21 protein-coding genes and 1 pseudogene are annotated in these 22,416 nt (G+C 61.5%); 14 read left to right on the forward strand and 8 right to left on the reverse strand.

Going from position 1 to position 22,416, the window contains the following annotated elements:
- Positions 1-144: 144 nt before the first annotated feature.
- Positions 145-678 carry a polyhydroxyalkanoate granule-associated phasin gene (locus RCH10_RS00820; protein WP_409050879.1) on the forward strand — a complete coding sequence of 178 codons (534 nt, stop codon included), beginning with the start codon at positions 145-147 and terminating at the stop codon, positions 676-678.
- Here the strand turns inward: RCH10_RS00820 and RCH10_RS00825 are convergent.
- The 4 genes from RCH10_RS00825 to RCH10_RS00840 form a co-directional block, all read right to left on the reverse strand.
- Positions 644-1,900: a metallophosphoesterase gene (locus RCH10_RS00825; RefSeq protein ID WP_409050880.1), complete on the reverse strand. Its 1,257-nt coding sequence runs from the start codon at positions 1,898-1,900 to the stop codon at positions 644-646. The two genes, RCH10_RS00820 and RCH10_RS00825, sit on opposite strands and share 35 nt — an antisense overlap.
- Before the next feature lie 27 nt (positions 1,901-1,927).
- The gene (locus RCH10_RS00830) at positions 1,928-2,416 is read right to left on the reverse strand and encodes a hypothetical protein (RefSeq protein ID WP_409050881.1); all 489 of its coding nucleotides are present in this window, start codon (positions 2,414-2,416) and stop codon (positions 1,928-1,930) included.
- A gap of 112 nt (positions 2,417-2,528) precedes the next feature.
- Entirely contained in the window at positions 2,529-3,512 is a 984-nt protein-coding gene (locus RCH10_RS00835; RefSeq protein WP_409050882.1) for a magnesium and cobalt transport protein CorA, read from the reverse strand.
- A gap of 118 nt (positions 3,513-3,630) precedes the next feature.
- Positions 3,631-4,200 carry a hypothetical protein gene (locus tag RCH10_RS00840; RefSeq protein WP_409050883.1) on the reverse strand — a complete coding sequence of 190 codons (570 nt, stop codon included), beginning with the start codon at positions 4,198-4,200 and terminating at the stop codon, positions 3,631-3,633.
- A 321-nt stretch (positions 4,201-4,521) separates the two neighbouring features.
- On the opposite strand from RCH10_RS00840, the gene RCH10_RS00845 reads away from it, so the two are divergent.
- Entirely contained in the window at positions 4,522-4,662 is a 141-nt protein-coding gene (locus tag RCH10_RS00845; protein ID WP_409050884.1) for a hypothetical protein, read from the forward strand.
- A gap of 1,000 nt (positions 4,663-5,662) precedes the next feature.
- Here RCH10_RS00845 and gyrB read toward each other — a convergent pair.
- The 3 genes from gyrB to dnaA all read right to left on the reverse strand — a co-directional run bounded on the left by gyrB (position 5,663) and on the right by dnaA (position 11,130).
- Positions 5,663-8,296, reverse strand: a complete 2,634-nt coding sequence (gene gyrB / locus RCH10_RS00850) for a DNA topoisomerase (ATP-hydrolyzing) subunit B (protein ID WP_323496768.1) — start codon at positions 8,294-8,296, stop codon at positions 5,663-5,665.
- A gap of 61 nt (positions 8,297-8,357) precedes the next feature.
- The gene (dnaN, locus tag RCH10_RS00855; protein ID WP_409050885.1) at positions 8,358-9,464 is read right to left on the reverse strand and encodes a DNA polymerase III subunit beta; all 1,107 of its coding nucleotides are present in this window, start codon (positions 9,462-9,464) and stop codon (positions 8,358-8,360) included.
- A 286-nt stretch (positions 9,465-9,750) separates the two neighbouring features.
- Positions 9,751-11,130 (reverse strand): chromosomal replication initiator protein DnaA, encoded by a 1,380-nt coding sequence (gene dnaA, locus RCH10_RS00860; protein ID WP_409050886.1) that lies wholly within the window; start codon positions 11,128-11,130, stop codon positions 9,751-9,753.
- A 320-nt stretch (positions 11,131-11,450) separates the two neighbouring features.
- Between dnaA and rpmH the strand changes: the two genes are divergently transcribed.
- From rpmH to RCH10_RS00905, 9 genes and pseudogenes are all read left to right on the forward strand, one after another.
- Positions 11,451-11,585: a 50S ribosomal protein L34 gene (gene rpmH / locus RCH10_RS00865; RefSeq protein WP_007834827.1), complete on the forward strand. Its 135-nt coding sequence runs from the start codon at positions 11,451-11,453 to the stop codon at positions 11,583-11,585.
- Between the two features lie 80 nt (positions 11,586-11,665).
- Positions 11,666-12,055, forward strand: coding sequence for a ribonuclease P protein component (locus RCH10_RS00870; protein WP_187053742.1), 390 nt, complete (start codon positions 11,666-11,668; stop codon positions 12,053-12,055).
- Complete coding sequence (gene yidD / locus RCH10_RS00875) at positions 12,052-12,339, forward strand: membrane protein insertion efficiency factor YidD (protein ID WP_323499685.1); 288 nt, start codon at positions 12,052-12,054, stop codon at positions 12,337-12,339. The genes RCH10_RS00870 and yidD overlap by 4 nt, the downstream gene beginning before the upstream one ends.
- Before the next feature lie 2 nt (positions 12,340-12,341).
- Entirely contained in the window at positions 12,342-14,033 is a 1,692-nt protein-coding gene (yidC, locus tag RCH10_RS00880) for a membrane protein insertase YidC (protein ID WP_409051316.1), read from the forward strand.
- Between the two features lie 93 nt (positions 14,034-14,126).
- Positions 14,127-15,533: a tRNA uridine-5-carboxymethylaminomethyl(34) synthesis GTPase MnmE gene (gene mnmE, locus RCH10_RS00885; RefSeq protein WP_409050887.1), complete on the forward strand. Its 1,407-nt coding sequence runs from the start codon at positions 14,127-14,129 to the stop codon at positions 15,531-15,533.
- Between the two features lie 86 nt (positions 15,534-15,619).
- Complete coding sequence (locus RCH10_RS00890) at positions 15,620-16,087, forward strand: Crp/Fnr family transcriptional regulator (RefSeq protein WP_187053739.1); 468 nt, start codon at positions 15,620-15,622, stop codon at positions 16,085-16,087.
- A gap of 119 nt (positions 16,088-16,206) precedes the next feature.
- A pseudogene (locus tag RCH10_RS00895) lies at positions 16,207-16,275 on the forward strand (zinc-ribbon domain-containing protein); the annotation flags it as partial.
- A gap of 738 nt (positions 16,276-17,013) precedes the next feature.
- Positions 17,014-17,250 (forward strand): hypothetical protein, encoded by a 237-nt coding sequence (locus RCH10_RS00900; RefSeq protein ID WP_409051337.1) that lies wholly within the window; start codon positions 17,014-17,016, stop codon positions 17,248-17,250.
- 346 nt (positions 17,251-17,596) lie between these two features.
- On the forward strand, positions 17,597-18,169 hold the full coding sequence (locus RCH10_RS00905; RefSeq protein ID WP_323499682.1) for a hypothetical protein: 573 nt from the start codon (positions 17,597-17,599) through the stop codon (positions 18,167-18,169).
- A 16-nt stretch (positions 18,170-18,185) separates the two neighbouring features.
- Here RCH10_RS00905 and RCH10_RS00910 read toward each other — a convergent pair whose 3' ends face one another.
- On the reverse strand, positions 18,186-20,171 hold the full coding sequence (locus tag RCH10_RS00910) for a cation:proton antiporter (RefSeq protein ID WP_409050888.1): 1,986 nt from the start codon (positions 20,169-20,171) through the stop codon (positions 18,186-18,188).
- 48 nt (positions 20,172-20,219) lie between these two features.
- Between RCH10_RS00910 and RCH10_RS00915 the strand changes: the two genes are divergently transcribed.
- From RCH10_RS00915 to lptC, 3 genes are read left to right on the forward strand one after another with little or no spacing between them, the layout of a single operon-like run.
- A complete protein-coding gene (locus tag RCH10_RS00915; protein WP_323496752.1) occupies positions 20,220-21,221 on the forward strand; it encodes a KpsF/GutQ family sugar-phosphate isomerase in 1,002 nt (333 codons plus the stop codon).
- Positions 21,221-21,769: an HAD hydrolase family protein gene (locus RCH10_RS00920; RefSeq protein ID WP_323500382.1), complete on the forward strand. Its 549-nt coding sequence runs from the start codon at positions 21,221-21,223 to the stop codon at positions 21,767-21,769. Before RCH10_RS00915 ends, RCH10_RS00920 begins: the two co-directional genes overlap by 1 nt.
- Positions 21,766-22,416, forward strand: a complete 651-nt coding sequence (gene lptC / locus RCH10_RS00925) for an LPS export ABC transporter periplasmic protein LptC (RefSeq protein WP_409050889.1) — start codon at positions 21,766-21,768, stop codon at positions 22,414-22,416. Before RCH10_RS00920 ends, lptC begins: the two co-directional genes overlap by 4 nt.

A 22,416-nucleotide genomic window follows, 5' to 3' on the forward strand; every position in this document is an offset into this window, starting at 1 on the left:
TGGTGGCCAGTCGGCCACGAGAACGTTTCCAAATGCAAAGTAGGACGCTTTCACCAATCGCAGCGCTGTTGAATGCTGCACCGCAGCAAAAGGTGTCGGCCGAGACTATAGTTATCAATCGAAATCAACGCCGTCACACTTCCCATGTCCTCTCGTTCTACTTCTGCTTCGCCACGCTTCGTCAACCCGCTGATGGTGTGGACCGATGTCGTGTTCAAGACCGGGGAGATGCTGATGTCCTCCGGCTCGGTCATTCAGATCCGCACGCAACGCATGGCCTCCGCCGGGCTTGCGCCCAGCGCCGCCGACATGGCCGAATTTCAATTGATGGGCAAGGAGAAGTTCGAGGCTGCCAACGAGTCGACCGCCGCCATGGCGGACGAGTTGGGCAACAAGCAATTCATGCTCATGAACAGCGTCGTCAAGCACTGGATCGGCAGCGTCACCGCACTCTTCGCGCTGGCAAGCAGCACCACGCCAGCTCAGGCGATGGCGCACCATTCCGCTTTTGTCGATGCCGCCACGCGTTCCGCTGCCACGGTGAGCCAGCTGTCGAGCGCCTCCGCCCTGGCGGCACAGCGCGGGCTGCACCCGATTCACGCCAAGGCGACGTCGAACGCCAAGCGCCTGGCGCCCTTCGTGGTCAAAGCCGCTCGGGCACCAATCGCAGCAGCGTAATTTCAGACGGCGCGCCAAAGCGCTTGGGCGGACCCCAATAGCCGGTGCCGCGACTCACATAGACCCACATGTCACTCAGCTTGTGCAGCCCCGCCGTAAAGGGTTGCTGCAGGGGCACAAAGAGGTTCCACGGAAAAAACTGGCCGCCGTGCGTGTGACCTGACAACTGAAGGTGAAAGCCCGCATCGGCCGCCGCCGCGGCACTGCGCGGCTGATGCGCCAACAACACGCGGGTAGTCGCCCCAAGCGGAGCGCCGACCAATGAAGCGCGTGGGTCGCTGGCATGTGCCGCGTCGAAGTGCCCGGCAGTGAAATCGGTCACCCCCGCCAGCACCAATGCATCGGCATTCACCTCTTCGTCGGTTTGTGCGCCTCGCGGCGGACGGCCCTGCAACACCACATGCTCGTTGAGCAGCACCGTGAGGCCGAGCCGGCGCAGCTCGACGATCCACGCGTGCGCGCCAGCGTAGTACTCGTGGTTGCCTGTGACCACGAAGGTGCCGTGCCGCGCACGCAAGCCGGCGAGCGGCGCGATGTGGTCACGCAGCTCCGGGACCGTGCCGTCGACCAGGTCACCGGTGATGGCAACCACGTCGGCGTCGAGCCGGTTCACCGCCTCGACGATCCGGCTGATGTAGCCGCCCTTGATGGTCGGGCCTACGTGGATGTCGCTCAGCTGCGCGATCGTGAAGCCATCCAGTGCCGCCGGCAACCCGGTGATCGGCACGTCGACGCGCTTGATGCCTGCCGTGCGGCGCGCATTGACGAAGCCGATCAGAGAGGTCGCCGTCGCCACGCCCAAGACTGCCACAGCGCTCCATTGCCGCAACGCCAGCCAGTCGATCACCATGCCACTGGCCGCGCCGACAGCCCAGGTCAGCAACATGCCGACGTCTCTAAGGATCGTGAGCACGAACAGCGACGAGAACCAGCCCATGCTGATGAGCCCGATCCACTTCAGCACGTCGACGGCGGAAGTCTTTTTGGCGATGCCGCGCGACAGGAAAGGCAGCGGGATGGTGGCGGCTGAAACGAGCAGCGCGACGATCGCCAGCGCAGCGAGCGGCCACAACGGCCTCGACGATGCAAGCGCAGGCACAAGACGCAAGGCGATCAGCACATGCAACAGCGCTGTCAAAACACTCATGGAACGGAAAGGCATCGGGTCAGTCGGAACGGGCACGGCCCGGGAACAGACAACTGCAAGGGGCGTGCCGCACATTCAAGGCGCGGACACGGGTGGATATCGCTATGGCTTTGCTGTCGGCGCCGCGGCTGTCACAGAAGGGGCCACGTCGGCGCCCACGGGGAACAGAAACGTCGCCTTGGCAGGTGCGCCAGCCATGATTTGCAGCGGCTGCTTGAGGCTCTGGCCGCCGAGTTGGGCTTCGACCTCATACTCGCCGGGCTCGAGTCGAGCGACAAAGTACGGGCCACCCGACACCACGTTGTCGAGCAGCGCGGTGCCGCTTTTGTCGCGCACGGTCACGTGCACGTTGGCCGCTAAATCAGCACCTTTATGGTCCTTGACCGCGAACTCGAAGGTCGCTGCCCAGCGCGGTGACACGACTTGCATCAGCTCGGCCTCGTCGGCACCGATGCCGCCGCTCATGTACTCGACGCCATGCGTCATGAAGATCGGCGGATTGGCCGCGTTCGCCGATATCGCGCCCAGCAGCGCAACGCCACAAGCGGCCGCGACGAGCAGCGAACGGACCGGTGAGAAAAATGGTTTCATGATGAAAGTCCTTCGGTCTTCCTGGCGCGAATCGCACCGCTAACCACTGTGCTGCGCGCGCCTTAGGTGAGGCTGACTTCAGTCGGCGTCCAGGTCAGCGCTAAGGTCAACGTTACAACCAGCCGGCCTTGCGGAACCGCCAATACAAAACGCCGCACGTAGCAGCAATCAGGCCAAGGGCCATGAGATAGCCATAGCGCCACTTGAGCTCCGGCATCGCCTCAAAGTTCATGCCCCAAATGCCGGCAAAGGCCGTGCACACCGCGAAGATGCTGGCCCAGGCCGCCAGCCGCTTTGTGACCTCGCCATCCGAAATCGTCACCATCGAGAGATTGACGTGCACCGCGGTGCTGATGGTGTCGCGGATCGACTCGATCGAGCCGTTGATGCGACTCAGGTGGTCCACCACGTCGCGAAAGTATTCCTGCGAGCCGGCGCAAATCTGCGGCACGCGTCCGCCATGCAACTTGCCCGCGCCTTCCAGCAATGGCGCGACCGCGTGCTTGAGCACCATGGCGCGCTGCTTGAGTTCATAGAGCCGCTTGATACTCGCGCGCGGCTCACCCTGACTGAAGATCTGCTGCTCGACTTCTTCGAGCTCGACCTCCAGCGCGTCGATCACTGGAAAGTAGCGGTCGACCACCGCATCCATCAGTGCGTACAGCACGAAGCCGGAGCCATTGCGCAGCAGCTCTGGCTCACGTTCGCAACGCTCGCGCACGCCCAGAAACCCCGACCTGCTTCGGCTGCGCACCGACAGCACATAGTTCAGCCCCACAAACACATCCACCTCGCCGACGTTGAAGGTCGCCTCGCTATCAGCGGTCGCTGAGATCGGCTCAACGAGATGCATCACGACGAAGAGCGAGTCTCCGTACTCCTCGATCTTCGGCCGCTGATGGCCGTGGCTCGCGTCTTCGACTGCCAGCTCGTGCAAGCCGAACTCCGACTGCATCATCGCCAGCTCCTCAGGCTCCGGATCACTCAGTGCGACCCACACGAAACAGTCGGGCCGCGCGATGTAGTCGCTGATGCTGTCTACATCGATATCGGCTAGCTTGGCGCCGTGCTGGTAGGCAACGCAATTGATCAACATCGGCAGCTCGCATTGGAAAACGTGGGGATCCGATTGTCGGTACGCGGCCGCTTGCCTGCTGTTGCCACGCGGCTTTGCGGCCCGCGCCGCAACGGTGCAGAACCCCGGCGCAGCACGGTCAATGCTTGACCGACAACATCGCCGTGGTCCGCGATGCCTCCGTCACTTGCGGCGCGGGTGCCGGCAACGTCTGCGCCGTCACAGGTGCGGCGGCCTGAGTAGCGGCCACCATGTCGAAATTCGAAGGCCAGTTGAAAACTGCGTGCCCCGGCACATCGATGGAAACGCTGATCGATTGCGTAAGCGTGAGCCCGCCCACCGTCACGTCGACGTCGTAGGCGCCGGGCTCGAGCCGCGCCAGCATGACCGGGCCTGACGACAGCGCGTCCATGATCAGATCGCCATTCGACGCGTTGTGCACCACCACGCGTACCGGCGCCGGCAGCCTGGCGTTCTTCAAGCCGAATTCGAACGTGGCCGCCCAGCGCGGCGACACCATGGCCATGAAGGCCGCCTCGTCCTTGTTCGCACCACCGCTCATGTACTCGACGCCCTGTTGCGCGACGAGGATCGGCGGGTTGCTCGGGAGCGCATGCGCAGGCAGCGCGGCACAAAAGGCGAGACAGAGGCAAGCCAGCGCGCTGGATGCGTCGAACGAAGGTCGCGAATTCCTGGAAGGTGTGGTCACTGCCGAAGTCCTTGCCGCTGGAGGTGGTTAGAGAGGGTGTTGGGAGATTGCCAAGCGTTACCGCATGAGATTCTGCTTAGCAAGGAGCGGGCTAGCCACAGCGTTAACACCAGTGCGCTATGTTTTTTGTAGCGTCATCGTCAATGCGGGAGCGCTTTGCAGCAGCTTCAGGTGATTGATCACCCCTTCTATCTCTCGATCGACTACCCCTTTTTCCCGCCCATCTCTCGCCTGCGAATTTCGCCGACATCTACAGCGGTGCGCTCGCCGTCTTGATATGAACCAACATCAATCAATCTCACCCAAAACGGAGCCTCCACCATGGCTAACGCGCAATCCACCCTCGACGCAATCAAAGAAGCCCATGCCCGCCGGGCTGTTGCTGCTCATGGCGGCAGGAAGCGGTCGGGCGCGGGGCTGCGCTGCAATTTCTTCGAACGCGCGCGGCGGGGCCTGTTTTGAACGAAGACACTACGCCGCATGGCATTAAACGATCACGACCTTTTGCAAGACCGCCGAGAGGCGATGACAGTTTGGGAACGTGGCCTGCGACCAAAACAGGACAGCCACTGGGTGGTTTGGCTGGCGCTTGCAGCGGCAGTCGTATTCCTTGCATATAAAGGCGCCGAATGGTTGCTCGAGTGGCGCACTCCAACCCCCTGCCGCCACGACATCGAGTGCCCCGACGGCCGTCGCCACAGAACCAACACCCCCATCTGCATCAATTCAACCTGCGGCAAAACCAAACCCAAGCCCGACTGAAAGCTACGGGGTCACCAAGTGCATTTCCGCTTTGGGCACAACGGCGTACTCCGATGGCCCATGCCCGGAAGGCAGCCGCCCAACTATCGTCTGGGTGCAGCCTGATGTGAATCTCGCAGATGGGCTAAGTGCCGCAGACAAGGAAGCATCGACACGAAATAACAGTGCTGTCTTGGCCCAAATACATAGACAAGAACAACGTACCGCGCTGAGCGTTGAGAACGCTTCCAACGAGTGCACAACGCTCGATGCAAAGATAAAGTCGATCGATGCAATGGCGCGCCAGCCGCAGGGCGCATGGACGCAAGATCAACTGACCCGAGACCGGAAAGACGCGCGCGGTCGACAGTTTCGGTTGCAGTGCCGGCAATGATGCTGGCCATGAGCTTTTGGCTGCTTTCTTGCCGGCGCTATCAGTGCAATCAGGTGCGTTGCAGTTGCGCTTGAGCTGTAAGTAAAGCTACGCCCAAAAGATATTCAATGCCCCACACCGCCGTGCGACATAAATGGACCCCCGAAGAATTAATCGCCGCATTCAACCGTTATTGCTAATTGCATTTCGGCAAGCTGCACAAGACCTATCCTCAGATTGTTCAACTCGCTCGACTCTTAAACCGCACGCCCTCTTCGGTCGGATTGACCAAGTAAAACGCCACCCGAAGGTAGCGTCTTTGTCTAAATCAAGGCGCGTTAGTTACGATCAAACATCGATATTCGAAGCCCGCAGCGCATTCTGTTCAATGAAATTCCGCCGCGGCTCCACCTCGTCGCCCATCAGCATCGTGAACACGCGATCGGCCTCAATGGCATCGTCGATCTGCACGCGCAAGAGGCGACGCACGGTCGGGTCCATCGTGGTTTCCCACAGCTGCTCGGGGTTCATTTCGCCCAGGCCCTTGTAGCGCTGCCGTGAAGTGGTGCGCTCGGCTTCGCTGATCAGCCATTTCATGGCGATACGGAAGTCGGCTACCTTTTCTTCCTTTGCACGTTCGCCCTCACCACGTTTGACAACGGCGCCCTCGGAACTCAGCAGGTCGCGGAAGGTGTTGGCTGCCAAGGCCAGAGCTGCGTAGTCAGCGCCATGAACGAAGTCCTGCGTGATGACGCTGCTCTTGATATTGCCGTGATGCCGGCGGCTGATGCGCAGCAACGGTTTGTCGGTGCGCACGTCGAACTCGCTGGCAACTTCGGCAGGCACGCCGGTGCTGTTCAGCTCTCGCAGCTTGATCTGCAATGCGACGGCCGAGGCCTCAGCACTGCCCGGGTTGTCGAGGTCGAGCGCGACGCCGTCTGCAATGGCGCGCAGTGCCTCTGCATCCATGAAGTTTCGCAGCCGTGCGATCACGGCTTCGGCCACTTGGTGCTTGCGTGCCAGTTCAGACAACGTGTCGCCAGAGAGCGTGGTCGAGTTGGCGCCACCGGTTTCAATGCTCGCGTCTTTTAATGCGACCTTGAGCAGGAAGGCATCGAGTGCCGGACCGTCTTTCAGGTATTGCTCTTCCTTGCCGACCTTCACTTTGTAGAGCGGCGGCTGGGCAATGTAGATGTGGCCGCGTTCGACCAACTCGGGCATCTGGCGATAGAAGAAGGTGAGCAGCAATGTGCGGATGTGGGCACCGTCGACGTCGGCGTCGGTCATGATGATGATCCGGTGGTAGCGCAGCTTGGCGACGTTAAAGTCGTCCGCACCGCCGCCGGCACTGCTCCCACCTGCGCGGCCGATACCCGTACCGAGCGCAGTGATCATCACCAGGATTTCGTTGCTGGTCAGCAGCTTTTCGTAGCGTGCCTTTTCCACGTTCAGGATCTTGCCGCGCAGTGGAAGAATAGCCTGGAACTTGCGATCTCGCCCCTGCTTGGCAGAGCCGCCGGCTGAGTCACCCTCCACCAGGTAGACCTCGCAAAGTGCCGGATCTTTTTCCTGGCAGTCGGCCAGCTTTCCGGGCAAGCCCATGCCGTCTAGCACGCCCTTGCGGCGCGTCATTTCGCGCGCCTTGCGGGCGGCTTCGCGCGCTCGGGCCGCTTCGACAATCTTTCCGCAAATGATCTTGGCATCAGCCGGGCGTTCTTGCAGATAGTCGGCTAGCAACTTGCCAACGATGTCTTCGACCGGTGCACGCACTTCGCTGGACACCAGCTTGTCCTTGGTTTGGCTGGAAAATTTAGGCTCGGGCACCTTCACGCTCATGACGCAGCACAGACCTTCGCGCATGTCATCGCCAGTGACTTCAACCTTGGCCTTCTTGGCGAAATCGTTCTCGTCGATGTACTTGTTGATGACGCGGGTCATCGCGGCGCGAAGGCCGGTCAGGTGGGTGCCGCCGTCACGCTGTGGAATGTTGTTGGTGAAGCACAGGACTTGCTCGTTGTAGCCGCTGTTCCACTGCATCGCGACTTCGACGCCGATCTCCGTACCTGGGATGCCACCATAGGTTTCGGCCGGACGCCTGCCCTCTGCGTAGAAGACATTGGGGTGCAATACGGTCTTGCCTTTGTTGATGAATTCGACAAAGCCGCGCACACCGCCCGCGCCTGAGAAGTCGTCTTCCTTCCCTGTGCGTTCGTCGAGCAAACGAATGCGCACGCCGTTGTTCAGGAAGCTCAGCTCACGCAGACGCTTGCTCAGGATCTCGTAATGGAAGTCCGAGTTCTCGATGAAAATTGTCGTGTCGGGCAAAAAATGAACTTCGGTGCCGCGCTTGTCTGTCTCGCCGATGACCTTCATCGGTGACACCTCAACGCCGTTCACTATCTCGAGCAAACGGTTTTGCACGAAGCCACGGCTGAACTCCAGTTCGTGGATCTTGCCTTCACGACGAACCACCAGGCGCAGCTTCACGCTGAGCGCATTCACGCAGCTCACGCCCACACCGTGCAGGCCACCCGACACCTTGTAGCTGTTCTGGTTGAACTTGCCGCCTGCGTGCAGTTCGGTCAAGGCGATTTCAGCGGCAGAGCGCTTGGGCTCGTGCTTGTCGTCCATCTTCACGCCGGTCGGAATACCGCGACCGTTGTCAGTGACCGAAATCGAGTTGTCGGAATGGATGGTGACGACGATGTCGTCGCAATAGCCGGCCAGCGCTTCGTCGATCGAGTTGTCCACCACTTCGAAAACAAGATGGTGCAAACCGGTGCCGTCGGACGTGTCCCCGATGTACATGCCGGGGCGCTTACGCACCGCCTCCAAGCCCTCGAGGATCGTGATGGAGCCTTCGCCATACGAAGTGTCGGGCGCAATGATCTCAACCGGAATCGCACTTTCGATTTCAGGGGTGTAGACCGGTTCGGTATGCGGGGCTTCCGACGGAACTTTCGGCTTGTTTTCTTCGCTCATTGGGACTCTTTCCTCTCGCTCACTGACTCGCTAACTCGGGCAAACAGACTGGCTTATTTTTTTAAATTCGCATTGGCATCACGACGTACTTGAAACTCGCGTTGTCGGGAATGGTGAACAGGGCCGAGCTGTTCGAATCGGCCAAGTCCAACTTAACCATCTCCTGGCCCATGTTGGCCAATGCGTCGATAAGGTAGGTCACGTTGAAGCCGATCTCGATCGCGTCGCCACCGTAGTCGATGTCGAGTTCGTCTTGCGCTTCTTCCTGCTCTGCGTTGCTCGACGCAATGCGCAAAGTGCCGGGCTCGAGATTGAGGCGCACACCCTTGAACTTTTCGCTCGTCAGGATGGCGGTGCGTTGCAAGCTGGCGAGCAATGGTGCACGACCCAGCGTCACGCTGTTCTTGTGGTTCTTGGGGATCACGCGGTTGTAGTCGGGGAATTTGCCCTCGACCAGCTTGGTGACGAACTCCATGCCGCCAAAACTGAACTTCGCCTGGTTGTTGGCGAACTGCATTTCGATCGCGCCTTCGGCATCGGAGAGCAGGCGCTGCATCTCGAGCACCGTCTTGCGAGGAAGGATGACTTCTTGCCGTGGCACTTCGACGTCGAGCGTGGCTGATGCAAAAGCAAGGCGGTGACCATCGGTCGCGACCAGGCTCAATTGCTTGCCTTCGGCGACGAAAAGGATGCCGTTGAGGTAGTACCGGATGTCATGCACTGCCATCGCAAACGAAACCTGGCTGAGAAGGTCTTTAAGCGTCTTTTGCGGGACGCTGAACACGGGTCCGAAGTTGGCGGCTTCCTGCACCAGCGGAAAGTCTTCGGACGGCAGCGACTGCAACGTGAAGCGGCTTTTTCCGCCCTTCAGCACCAGCTTGCTCGCACTCGACTCCAAGCTCACGGTCTGGTCTGCCGGCATGGTGCGCAGGATGTCGATGAGCTTGCGCGCACCAATGGTCGTCGTGAAGTTGCCTTCGTCGCCACCAAGTTCTGATGTCGTGCGGATCTGGATTTCAAGATCACTGGTCGTGAGTTGCAACTGTCCGCCTGTCTTGCGGATCAACACGTTGGCCAGGATCGGCAGCGTATGCCGGCGCTCGACGATGCCCGCCACCGACTGCAGCGCGGAGAGGACTTTGTCTTGGTTTGCCTTCAGGACGATCATTTCTTACCTCTTCCTTATTTCTTTAATTTAATTTAGTAGTAGTAGATAAGGGCAGCGCTGCCCTGTGGAAAGAGGCATTTTCTCCTTTCCTGACAGGCACTTGCCTCGTCCCTCTGGCTGTGTGTAGCCGTGTTTTCTGCTGTCGTGCCAAAGCGCATAACTTTTCGGTTTGCGTCTGGCCTGTGGACAACTGCCCGCTTGTGCCGGAACTGTCCCCAGAGTTGTCCTTTGACAGTCTTGCTTGAATCTGTGATGACAAATAGATCATGGTTTCGATGCTCGCTTTTCAACCCTTGAGCGTCTGCTCGAGCACATGCAGCTGCTGATTGAGCTCGGTCAGTTGCTGGCGCTCTCCAGAGATCTTGCGCACAGCGTGCAGCACCGTCGTATGGTCACGCCCACCGAAGAGTTCTCCGATCTCAGGAAGGCTCTTCTGGGTCAGTTCCTTGGCCAGGTACATCGCGATCTGCCGTGGCCGCGCAATAGAGGCCGGGCGCTTCTTGCTGTACATGTCGGCGACCTTTATCTTGTAATAGTCGGCCACCGTCTTCTGGATGTTCTCGACAGAGATCTGCCGGTTCTGTATTGATAGCAAATCGCGCAGGGCTTCACGTGCCAGTGCGATCGAGATCTCTTTCTGGTTGAAGCGCGAGTAGGCGAGGATCTTGCGCAGCGCGCCTTCAAGTTCACGAACGTTGGAGCGCACGTTCTTCGCGACGAAGAATGCGACCTCTTCCGGCATTTCAGCTGACTCGGCACGGGCCTTGTTGATAAGGATGGCGACGCGCATCTCCAGTTCAGGTGGCTCGATGGCGACCGTCAAACCCGAATCGAATCGTGAAACAAGTCGCTCGTGAATGTCGGCCAGGCCCTTCGGATAAGTGTCGCTTGTCATCACGATGTGCGACTTCTTGGCAAGCAAGGCCTCGAATGCATTGAAGAACTCTTCTTGCGTTCGGTCCTTGTTGGCAAAGAACTGGACGTCGTCGATGAGCAGCAAGTCGAGCGAGTGATAGCGCTCCTTGAACTCGTCGAAAGTCTTGCGTTGATAGGCCTTAACCACATCCGACACGAACTGCTCGGCATGGATGTAGAGAACTTTGGCGTCGGACCGGTCGGCGAGCAGTTTGTTGCCGACAGCATGCATCAAGTGGGTCTTGCCCAAGCCAACGCCGCCGTAGATGAAAAGCGGGTTGTACAAGTGGCCCGGCATGCCGGCAACGTGCATGGCAGCGGCACGCGCCATTCGATTGGCGGTCCCTTCGACCAGCGTGTCGAAAGTGAGGCCGGAGTTGAGTCGGTTCTTGAAAGCAGCCGCGGCTGGATCTTCTCCCGGCCCAGCGACGTCGCGCGGTACATCGGTCTCGGACATCACCGCCATTGGCGTAGAGCGAACGGGCATTTCACGCGGAGCGAGCGCTAACTCAATAGCTACAGGCTGGCCATACATTTTCTCTGCCATCGACGCGATCTTGCCCGCGTACTGGGCACGAATCCAGTCCAGCTTGAAGCGGTTTGCGACGAACACCGTCATGCGCGAAAGATCGTCCGCAACCTGTGCAGTGAGCGGTTTAATCCAGGTATTGAATTGTTGCTCCGACAGCTCCTGGGCGAGCTGATCGACGCAGGCCTGCCACAGGCTTTCACCGATGTCGTCAGTCGACATGGGTGCTGTAAATGGTGGTGAATCCCTCGGGCATTCTCTTGTCTTTGTATTGTGGATATTCTCTGCGGCAAGCGCCCGACATTCTAACTTGTCAAAACCTTATCCACACTCCTGAAGACACCTGGAAAGGTCATGAGAAGGTGGTAAGGAATGCCGCTGGAGCGCAGGGACAGCACGCAGTTGTAGAGCGTCGAGAGCAACGCCAAACAAGCGATCATTGTTGCTTACAGAAATGTTTGCGATAATCGCGGGTTTCCCTGAAAACCCTTTTTGTGTTTCGGGGGGCTCGGCACCTGTCGGGCATATCAGGAAGAACCATCATGAAACGCACTTACCAAGCATCCAAAGTCCGCCGCGCCCGTACCCACGGTTTTCTGGTCCGCATGAAGACACGCGGTGGCCGCGCCGTCATCAACGCGCGCCGCGCCAAGGGCCGCAAGCGCCTGGCTGTCTGAAACCGGTCCGCGCGCCACTGCCGGACCGTCGAAATTTCGATCCGTCGGCCCCGGTTGCTGGTGCGTCGAGATTGCTTTCCATGCAGCGGCTCCAAACCCGCGCGCAATTCCAAGCCGTGCTCGCAGGTTCCACCGTGGCGCGCACTCCTCACTTTGCATTGCACCGTTGCCCGCTCGACGTGCCGGCCGGTGAAGTCGCGACCCTGTTCGACGTACAAGACGTCTGGCTCGGTGCCATGGTCCCCAAACGATGGGCAAAACGCGCGGTGACCCGCAACGCCATCAAACGCCAGATCTACAACGTGAGTGCAGCGCCGGAAGTTACCCTGCCGATAGCGGCGCACGTCGTTCGCTTGCGCTCCGGTTTCGATCGCAAGGAATTCGTCAGTGCGACCTCCGAAAAGCTCAAGGCCGCTGTGCGGCTAGAGCTGCAGCAGCTTTTGAAGCGGGCGGCAGGGGCACGCGCATGATTCGTGGTGTGCTGATCTGGCTGGTAAAGGCTTACCGTTTGCTGTTGAGCCCCTGGCTCGGCGCCTCGTGCCGCTTTACGCCCACTTGCTCCGTCTATGCGATCGAAGCGCTCGAGGTCCACGGTGCAGCGCATGGCAGCTATTTCACTTTGAAGCGTCTTGTTCGCTGCCAGCCTTTTTGCGCCGGCGGACACGACCCAGTTCCCACCAAAGGCAAGCGCCCATGTGACCCAACCAGGTCACTGTTCGCTGGTCTGTCTCCCGACAAGAAGTCTTCGCCATGAACATGCTCGATATCCGCCGAACCATCCTCTGGGTGATATTTGGCTTTTCACTGGTGTTGTTGTGGGACCAATGGCAAGTCTTCAACGGCAACAAGCCGACGTTTTTGCCCTCGGGTAAACCGACGGTGGCTGCAAATGCGCCTGCCACCGCCGGCGCAACCAATGGTGTGCCGACAGCCTCGTCTTCTACTTCGGGCGCGGCAGGCGCGGTGCCGACGCAAGCCGCAGCGCCGGCTGCGAGCGAACGCATTGCCATCACCACCGACCTCTTCAAGGCTGACATCGACAGCCAGGGCGCGACCGTCGATCACCTCGAGCTGCTCAAGTACGAAGACAACGGCGATCGCAGCAAGCATGTTGTGTTGTTCGAAGACGGCTCGCCAGCCACGCGTTACGTTGCCCAATCCGGCCTGATCAACCCCGTTGACAGTGGCGACAGGTTTCCGAACCATCTGACGCCGATGGCCGTTAAATCAGGCCCGCATGAGATGGCCGATGGCCAGAACGCGCTTGAAGTGACCTTCGAAAGCCAGCCCGTCGGTGGTCTGAAGTACATCAAGACCTACATCTTCAACCGCGGAAGCTATTCGATCGGCGTGCGCCACGAGGTCGTCAACATGAGCGATAAGCCACGTGACGCGCAGCTCTATCTGCAACTGGTGCGCCACGGCACGGTGGCCGCGGGCACGATGTTCGGCACCAATACGTTCACAGGCCCGGCTGCTTATACGAACGAAAAGAAGTTCCACAAGCTCGACTTCAAGGACATTGCCAAGGGGAAGGCAGAGCCACCGCCAGCCGCAAATGATGGTTGGGTCGCGATGGTCCAGCACTACTTCGTGTCGGCCTGGCTGTTGACGGGGGCAGGCAGCGACCAGTTGAAGCGTGAATTCCGTGTTCGCGATCTGGGCGACAACCTGTACTCGATCGCCATGGTGGCCGCCTTGCCAAAGATTGCTCCCGGGACCACGCAGGTCGTCAGCAGCAGCTTGTTCGCTGGCCCTGAAATCGAACGCACGCTTGAAGCGACTGCGCCTGGCTTGGACCTGGTCAAGGACTACGGCATCTTCGCCATCATCTCCAAGCCGCTCTACTGGTTGCTCAACGAGATCCACGCACTGCTGGGCAATTGGGGTTGGTCGATCGTCGCGCTGGTGGTGTTGCTGAAGGCAGCGTTCTATTGGCTCAATGCCAAAGCCTACGCCAGCATGGCCAAGATGAAGTCCATAAGCCCGAAGGTCACTGAAATGCGTGAGCGGCTGAAAGACAAGCCGCAGGAGATGCAGCAAGAGATGATGCGCATCTACCGCGAGGAAAAGGTCAATCCGATGGGTGGCTGCGTGCCGATCGTCATTCAGATCCCGGTGTTCATCGCGCTGTACTGGGTGCTGTTGTCGTCGGTCGAAATGCGCCATGCGCCGTGGATTGGCTGGATTCATGACCTTTCGGCGCCAGACCCCTGGTACATCCTTCCGGTCGTGATGACCGGCACCTCGTTGTTTCAGACCTGGCTCAACCCGACCCCGCCCGATCCGATGCAGGCCAAGTTGATGTGGATCATGCCGCTGGCCTTCAGCGTGATGTTCATATTCTTCCCGGCCGGCCTGGTGCTTTACTGGATCACCAACAACACTTTGTCCATCACACAGCAGTGGTTCATTAACAAGCGCCTCGGCGTATTGGGGAAAAAGTAGCCGCGGCGCATATACCCAACCTTGAAGGGCCGCAAAAGCGGCCCTTTTTTGTGAGCGCTCCGAACGTGCTCCAAGAACTGAAAGAATCGCGCCATGCTGTCTCGCACGAACGATCCGATCGTCGCCGTCGCCACTGCGCCGGGGCGCGGCGCTGTGGGGATCGTCCGCGTATCGGGCGCGCGCCTGGCGCCACTGATCAACGCGCTGTGCGGACGCGAACTCAAGCCGCGCGAAGCGACCTACCTGCCGTTTCGGGACGCGCGGGGTGAGCCGATCGATCGTGGCCTGGTGATTCATTTTCCGGCGCCGCACTCGTTCACCGGGGAAGACGTGCTGGAGCTGCAAGCGCATGGTGGCGCGGTGGTGCTGCAACTGCTGGTCGCGCGCTGTCTCGAAGCTGCGACGGAGATCGACGCGGCGACGAGTCTTCCGAGGCTGCCCCATCTTCGTATTGCAGAACCTGGCGAGTTCAGCCAGCGCGCCTTTTTGAACGGCAAGATCGATCTGGCGCAGGCCGAAGCGATTGCGGACCTGATCGACGCCAGCACTGAAGCGGCGGTGCGCAGCGCGTCGCGATCCCTTTCGGGCGAGTTCTCGCGCGAGATTCACAGCTTGCGCGATGCGCTGGTCAATCTGCGAATGCTGGTGGAGGCAACGCTGGACTTTCCGGAAGAAGAGATCGACTTTTTGCAGAAGGCAGATGCCACGGGGCAACTCGATTCATTGCGTGCACAAGTGACCGCAGTGCAACGGCGTGCACGCCAGGGCGCGTTGCTGCGAGAAGGGATTAAGGTGGTGATTGCCGGCCAGCCTAATGCAGGAAAAAGCTCGTTGTTGAATGCACTGGCGGGCGCCGAGCTTGCCATCGTGAGCGCGGTGCCTGGCACGACGCGGGACGTCGTCTCGCAAACGATTCAGATCCACGGCGTGCCCGTGCACGTTGCCGACACCGCGGGCCTGCGCGACAGCACCGACGAGGTCGAAAAGATCGGCGTCGCGCGTGCCTGGGGTCAGATCGAAGGCGCCGACGCGGTGCTTTTTCTGCACGACTTGACGCGCGCGGATACCGACATCTACGCAGCGGCGGACCATGAAATTCTTCAGGGCCTGCAAGCCAAGCTTTCATCGTCGGTACCCGTGGTCAATGTCTGGAACAAGCGGGATGCGGTCGCGAACACGCACCCTCGCTCCGGAATCATGTTGTCCGCCAAGACCGGCCTCGGCGTCGGGGCGCTGCGCGACAAACTGCTCGAAGTTGCCGGTTGGCAGGCGGTGCCCGAAGGGACCTATCTGGCACGCGCCCGACACGTGCAGGCGCTGGAGCGTGTGAGTGGGCACCTCGGCATCGCCAACGAGCATCTGCTTACGCGGGCGCAGCAACTCGATCTGTTGGCTGAAGAGCTGCGCCTTGCGCAAAATGCGTTGAACGAAATCACTGGCGAGTTTGGTCCTGACGATTTATTGGGTGTGATTTTTTCCCGCTTTTGCATTGGAAAGTAGTAGCAATCCGTATGCAAACGTGACATTTGTCGCTGTTCTGGCAGGCACTCCGCCATACTGCGCCACCTAACGCAGGTGTTGAAGCCATGTCATCGACCATCCAGGATTTGTGCCGCGCCGTCTCGCAAAACACGAGCTACGACGCCTTTGCGCCAGCGTTGACGCCGCCGCAATGGGAGATGCTTGCCAGCTATTTGCAAGTGTCCGACCTGGCCGTCGGCCAGGTCCTGATCGACCAGAACGCGCACGACCGAACTCTGTTCTTCATCGAGAGCGGTGCACTCAGTGTCCACCTCATCGGCGACAAGGGGCAGATGCAATTGGCCATCCTCAACCCCGGCTCGGTCGTGGGAGAGGGTTCGTTTTTCTCGCGCCTGCCACGCTCTGCCAACGTGGTGGCGACCGGTCCGGCTCGCGTTTGGAGACTGACGGCAATCCGCTTTTCCGAGATGTCGAATCGACAACCGGGACTGGCGCTGGAGCTGGTGCTGGCTTTGGGTGCAGTGATCGCCAGGCGCATGGTGAACAAGCCGAAGCGAGTCGCGGTCACCTGAGCGCATCAGGCCGGAGTCTTGCGCGGCCGGTGCGCGTCAGCAGTAACAAGCCGGAATCGGGTGATGACAGCCGACAGATCGCGGTTTAACATAGTTACAAAGATACTTTGGGGTGCGATATGGCTGTGGTATGTCCCGCGTGCGGCACCGAAAATAGAGACGGCGCCAGATTTTGTAAGGGTTGCGGCGGCAGGCTGACGTCGGGTTCCACGCTGCGCGCAGAAGCAGCGCACGTGAACGAATGGCCTGCTACCGAGCCCGCGCCGTTGGAGAAAGGGAAATTGCCACCCAGTCCGCTGGAACGTGGCAATCCTGCGCCCATACGACCGACTACCCCCGCTGTGCCATTCGAGGACGAAAGAACCGTCATCGTCAACCCCGCTGCGCGCTCGAAGCACCAGCCCGAGGACGTGACTCTTCTGAAGCCATCCATAGCGGAATCGACGCTGTTCCCTGCCTTGTCGCCTTCATCGCTTTCCTCCTCTCTACCTTCCTTGCAACCCGGCCCGCCTCGATCGACTTTCGTCGCAGCGGACGACGCCGTTTCGCGCCGTCATCCGGAGGCGCCGCTGACTTTGCCTGAGCCGAAATCTTCCAGCGGCGCCGGAATAGGCGTGATCGTGCTGTTGGCGGCCATCGTTGCAGGCGCTGGCTGGTACTGGTTTTCAGGCTGGGGTCCAGCAACAGAGGTTTTGTCAGTGGGGGTGCCAGCGGCAGGCAAACCGGCTGCTACGGGCGCTGTTGAACCGGCGCCGGCTGCCGAAATAACCACGGCCGTCGCATCCCCGGCAGCCTCGGCGACTGCGTCAGTCGCATCAACGGCGCAGCCGGCGCGTGGGACCTCCGAAACCCGCGCGGCACCCGCTCGCACCGCTGTAGCGACGGCATCTGCAAAGGCGAAGAAAGCTCAAGCACCCGCGCCTGTGGTGGCCGCCGCCGCGCCGGTCACGGCGGCGCCGACGCCGGTTCCGGCGCCTGAGCCACCCCCGCCACCGCCGGCCGCCCCGCAGACGGAATGCGCCGGGCGCAACTTCATCGCCATGGCGCAGTGCATGGTCAATCAATGTGCCAAGGCCGAATTCAAATCGCACCCGCAGTGCGATGCAGTAAGAAAGCAACAGCGGATCGACGAAGAAAAGCGTAACCCGAGCATGGCCAATTGAGCTGCGCTGACAACGCCTGCAAAACCGATCGCGCTGGTGCCGCTGGCGTACGGCCAGCATGTGCAAAGTAGCGAAGTCGATGTGGTGCGCAGCATGCTCGAAGCAGATCGATGACAAGGCGCCGTTTTGCGACGCATGCGGTGCTGCGCTGGGCCCCCGCTCGCAGCGCGCCCGGACGGTCGCTGCGTCTCTTGGTTCGTCTACAAATCAATCGACACCGCGTGGCACTGCCGACGGGAGGCGGCACGCAGCGTTTGGTGTTGCCACGACGCTGCTCGCCCTGTTTGTCGCGGTGCTTTGGTGGCCGAGGCCTCCCGAGGTTTCTGCGGATGCGCTGCAGACTGCCATGCGTATCGCCATAGCGCGAGGCGACAGCCCGGGTAGAGATCCGATTTGCGTAGCCAACGGCTTGGCCTACGACCAGGAGCCCGTCAATGTCGAGATCGACAATGCAGCCACGGTGTCGTGGATGAACATCCTCGTGGCGGCCGGCTTGTATGCGGCGCCTGCCAACGGCGTCTCCGGCGGTGCTGTGTCGCAGGCGCTCTTGGTGTACCAGCCGTTGCCCTCACTGGCCGACTGGGCCGGCGCGCGACGCCTGTGCATCGCGCGCGCAGTCAAGCTGGAAAGCGTGGCCAACATCGGTCGGGTCGACGACATGCGGCTGCGTGGCAAGCCGTACACCGGCGTTCCAGCCGACGTTCGGTGGGTGCTCGACCAACCCGCACCGTGGCTCGACAACCCGGGCGTCGCTGAGGCGTTGGCACGCGAGCTGCCGACCTGGCGCAGTGCACGCTGGCAACCGGCGGCGCAAGGATGGCAGTTGACCCAGCGCAAGAACTTCGTACGCATCGACGAGCAGTGGGTGCCGGGGGATATCGCGGATCTGCCGCCGACGCGCGCGGGCGCGGCGCTTTAAAGGCGTCGGTTTCCGTTCAACCCTTCTGCAGCCGTTCAACGGCCATCGCCAGATTCCCCGGTTTGCCCGACAGCACCAGCGTATCGCCGTCCAGCAGCACGGTGTCTTCCCCCGGTTCACTCGCCCGACCATCGTGCCGCCGAATGCTCGCCACTCGCACACCGAGCGCATGCAGCGCCAGCCGCGCCAGCGGCTGCCCGACCGCGCGCGCGCCTGAATTCAAAGTGAAGCTGTTGAGCCGCTCGTGGTCGAGTTCGTCCGCGTTGTCGTCGTCGGCGCCGTGGAAGTAGCCGCGCAGCAGGTTGTAGCGCGCGTCGCGCAGGTCTTGCACCACGCGGATCACGCGCCGCATCGGCACGCCGACCAGCGCCAGCGCATGGCTCGCCAGCATCAGCGAGCCTTCGATCGCTTCCGGCACCACCTCGGTCGCGCCGGCCGCCTGCAGCTTTTCGAGATCGTGGTCGTCTTGGGTGCGAACGATCACCGGCACCTGCGGCGCGTGCGCACGTGTGTTGGCCAGCACCTTGAGCGCCCCGGGTACGTCGAGGTAGGTCACCACCACAGCGCTTGCACGTGCCAGCCCCGCGGCCATCAGCGCCTGCAGCCGCGCCGCATCGCCGAACACGACCGAATCGCCAGCCGCGGCGGCCTGCCGAACGCGGTCGGGATCGAGGTCGAGCGCCATGTACGGGATGCCTTCTCGTTCCAGGATGCGCGCAAGGTTCTGGCCGCAACGGCCGTAGCCGCAGATGATCACGTGCTTGGCGGTGTTGATGGTTTTGCGCGCGATCGAGGTCATTTGTAACGACTGCTGCAGCCAGTCGCTGGCAACCAGTTTTCGCACGATCGCATCGCTGTACATGATGATGAACGGCGTGGCCAACATCGACAGCACCATCGACGCCAGCACCGGGCTGGCCAACTGCGGCGGCAACAGCCCACGGCCCTGCGCCAGTGTCAACAGGACAAAGCCGAACTCACCAGCCTGCGCGAGGTAAAGACCGGTTCGCAGCGACACGCCGGCAGTTGCGCCCAACAAGCGCGCCAACAGCATCACCAGACAGAGCTTGAAGAGCAGCGGCAGCACGAGCAGCACCGCGACCAACGTCCATTTGTCCAGCACGATGTGCCAGTCGAGCGCCATACCGATGGTGATGAAGAAGAGCCCGAGCAGTACGTCGTGGAACGGCCGGATGTCGGTTTCGACCTGGTGCTTGTATTCGGTTTCCGAGATGAGCATGCCGGCGATGAAGGCACCCAAAGCCAGCGACAGCCCGGCGAATTCAGTGATCCACGCGAGGCCGAGCGTGATCAGCAGCACGTTGAGGATGAACAGTTCTTCACTGCGCCGCCGCGCGACGATCGTGAGCCACCAACGCATCACGCGTGGGCCGCCGTAGAGCAGCACGCCGATCAAAAAGGTCGCTTTCGCCAGCGCGATGCCAAGGGCGGTGGCCAGCGCTTCGGGCGGCGCGCCCAATGCAGGAATCAGCACCAGCAAAGGCACTACCGCCAGATCCTGGAACAGCAGGACGCCCATCACGCGCGTGCCGTGTTCGCTCTCCAGCTCCAGCCGTTCGGCCATGAGCTTGACGACGATGGCGGTGCTGCTCATCGTGAGCGCGCCCGACAAGGCCAGCGCCGTTTGCCAGCCGAGTCGCCAGCCGACGGGTAACACCATGCTCAATACCAGCGTGCCGGCGGTCGCGATGGTCATCGTCAACAGCACCTGTAGCAACCCGAGCCCGAAGACGTGCTGCCGCATGGCCCGCAACTTGGGCAGGTTGAACTCGAGTCCGATGACGAACATCAGAAAGACCACGCCGAACTCGCCCAAGTGCTGGATGCCTTCGGTGTTTTGCGCAAAGGCGAACGCGTGTGGCCCGATCAAGACGCCTGCGCTCAGGTAGCCGAGCATCGGCGGCAGCTTTAGCATTCGGCAGGCCACCACGCCGATCACTGCGGCCAGCAAGTACAACAGGGCAAGCTCGAACGATGACATGGGCGGATGCTAGCAAGCACCATGCGCGCGGCCGATAAAATCCGGTCGATGAGTTCCCGCCCTCCCCTGGTCGCCCCGACCGACCCCGACAAGATGCTCGCGCGTGCCCGGACCACGTTCGACATCGAGGCCGCCGCCGTGCTCGGCCTGAAGAGCCGAATCGGCCCGAGCTTCGTCGAGGCGATCGACCTGATCCTGAACGTGCGCGGCCGCGTGGTTGTGATGGGCATGGGCAAGAGCGGCCACGTCGGCCGCAAGATCGCCGCCACGCTGGCATCGACCGGCACGCCGGCGATGTTCGTGCACCCGGCCGAAGCCAGTCATGGCGATCTCGGCATGATCAAGTCTGTCGACCTGGTGATCGCCATTTCGAACAGCGGCGAAAGCGATGAGCTCGCCGCCATCTTGCCGGTCGTCAAGCGCCAAGGCGTGCCGCTGATCGCCATGACCGGCCGCGCCGACAGCATGCTCGGCCGGCACGCCGACATCCTGCTGGACAGCGGTGTCGAGAAAGAAGCCTGCCCGCTCAACCTCGCACCGACCGCCAGCACCACCGCGCAAATGGCGCTGGGCGATGCCCTGGCGGTGGCCCTGCTCGACGCCCGCGGGTTCGGTACCGAAGACTTTGCGCGCTCGCATCCGGGCGGCGCGCTCGGCCGCAAGCTGCTCACGCATGTGGCCGACCTGATGCGCAGCGGCGACAACGTGCCACGCGTCACCCGCGACGCGAGCATGAGCGTGCTGATGCGCGAGATGAGTTCAAAGGGCCTGGGCGCTGCCGCCGTGGTGGATGCAGAGGGCCACGCCATCGGCGTCTTCACCGATGGCGATCTGCGCCGCCTGATCGAAACCGGCGCCGACCTGCGTGCGCTGACGGCGAGCGAGGTCATGCACCACACACCGCGCACAATCCGCGCCGATGCGCTGGGCGTCGAAGCGGCCGAACTGATGGAACAGCACCGCATTACCAGCGTGCTGGTCGTGGACGCCGACGGCTTGCTGATTGGCGCGCTCAGCATCAACGACCTGATGCGGGCGAAAGTCATCTGATGCCGTTCCCGTTCAAGGCCGAAACCCTGCTCGCCGCACAGGACATCCGCATCGCCTTCTTCGACGTCGACGGTGTGCTCACCGACGGCGGCGTTTACTTCACCGAAGAAGGAGAAACGCTCAAGCGTTTCAACACGCTCGACGGCTATGGCCTCAAGCTGTTGCGAATGGCCGGCATCACGCCGGTGGTGATCACCGGTCGCGACTCCAAGCCGTTGCGCGTGCGGCTGGCGGCACTCGGTATCGAACACGTACGCTTCGGCACCGAAGACAAATTGCCCGCGGCCGAGGCAATGCTCGCGGCGCTCGGATTCACTTGGTCGCAGGCCGCGGCCATCGGCGACGACTGGCCCGACTTGCCGGTGCTAGGTCGGGTCGCCCTTCCTGTCGCGCCAGCCAACGCGCACATCGAAGTTCTCGAGGTGGCGCTCTATGTCACCAAGGCACGCGGTGGAGAGGGCGCGGCGCGTGAGTTCTGCGATCTGCTGCTGACTGCAAACGGCCACTACCGCCGCTTGCTCGACGCCGCGCGCGGACCGGCCGCATGAAGTCGACCTGGGCGCTGCTGCGCGATGGTTTCGATCGCGTCACGATCTACCTGCCGATCATCCTGACTGCGGTGCTGGCACTCGGCACCTACTGGCTGGTGCGCAACGCGCCGCGCTTGATCGCCCCCACAGCCAAGGTGGCGCCGGTGCACGAACCGGACTACTTCATGCGCGGCTTCGTCATCAAGAACTACCTTGCCAACGGCGATTTGCGAAGCGAGTTGTTCGGCACTGAAGGCCGGCACTTCCCCGACACCGACACGCTCGAGGTCGACAAGGTCCGCTTGCGCTCGATTTCTCCGACCGGCTTTACCACGCGTGCCACTGCCAATCGCGGGCTCTCGAACGCCGACGGCAGCGAGGTCCAGCTCTTCGGCGACGCGATCGTCACCCGTGAACCGGGCAGCGCAGCCGGTGGTCAGCCGGTGCCCGAAATGCAGTTTCGTGGCGAGTTCCTTTACGCGTTTCTCGACACCGAACGCGTGACGTCGAACCAGCCCGTGACCCTCACGCGCGGCGCCGACAAGTTCACTGCCGACAACCTCGACTACGACAACATGACCGGCGTTGCCGTGCTGCGCGGCCGCGTGCGCGGTGTGCTGATGCCAGGCGCGAACCCGGCGTCGGCTGCCACCAAAAAACGCTGA

This window comes from Variovorax sp. GrIS 2.14 (assembly GCF_046115955.1).
Classification (GTDB): Bacteria; Pseudomonadota; Gammaproteobacteria; order Burkholderiales; family Burkholderiaceae_C; genus Variovorax.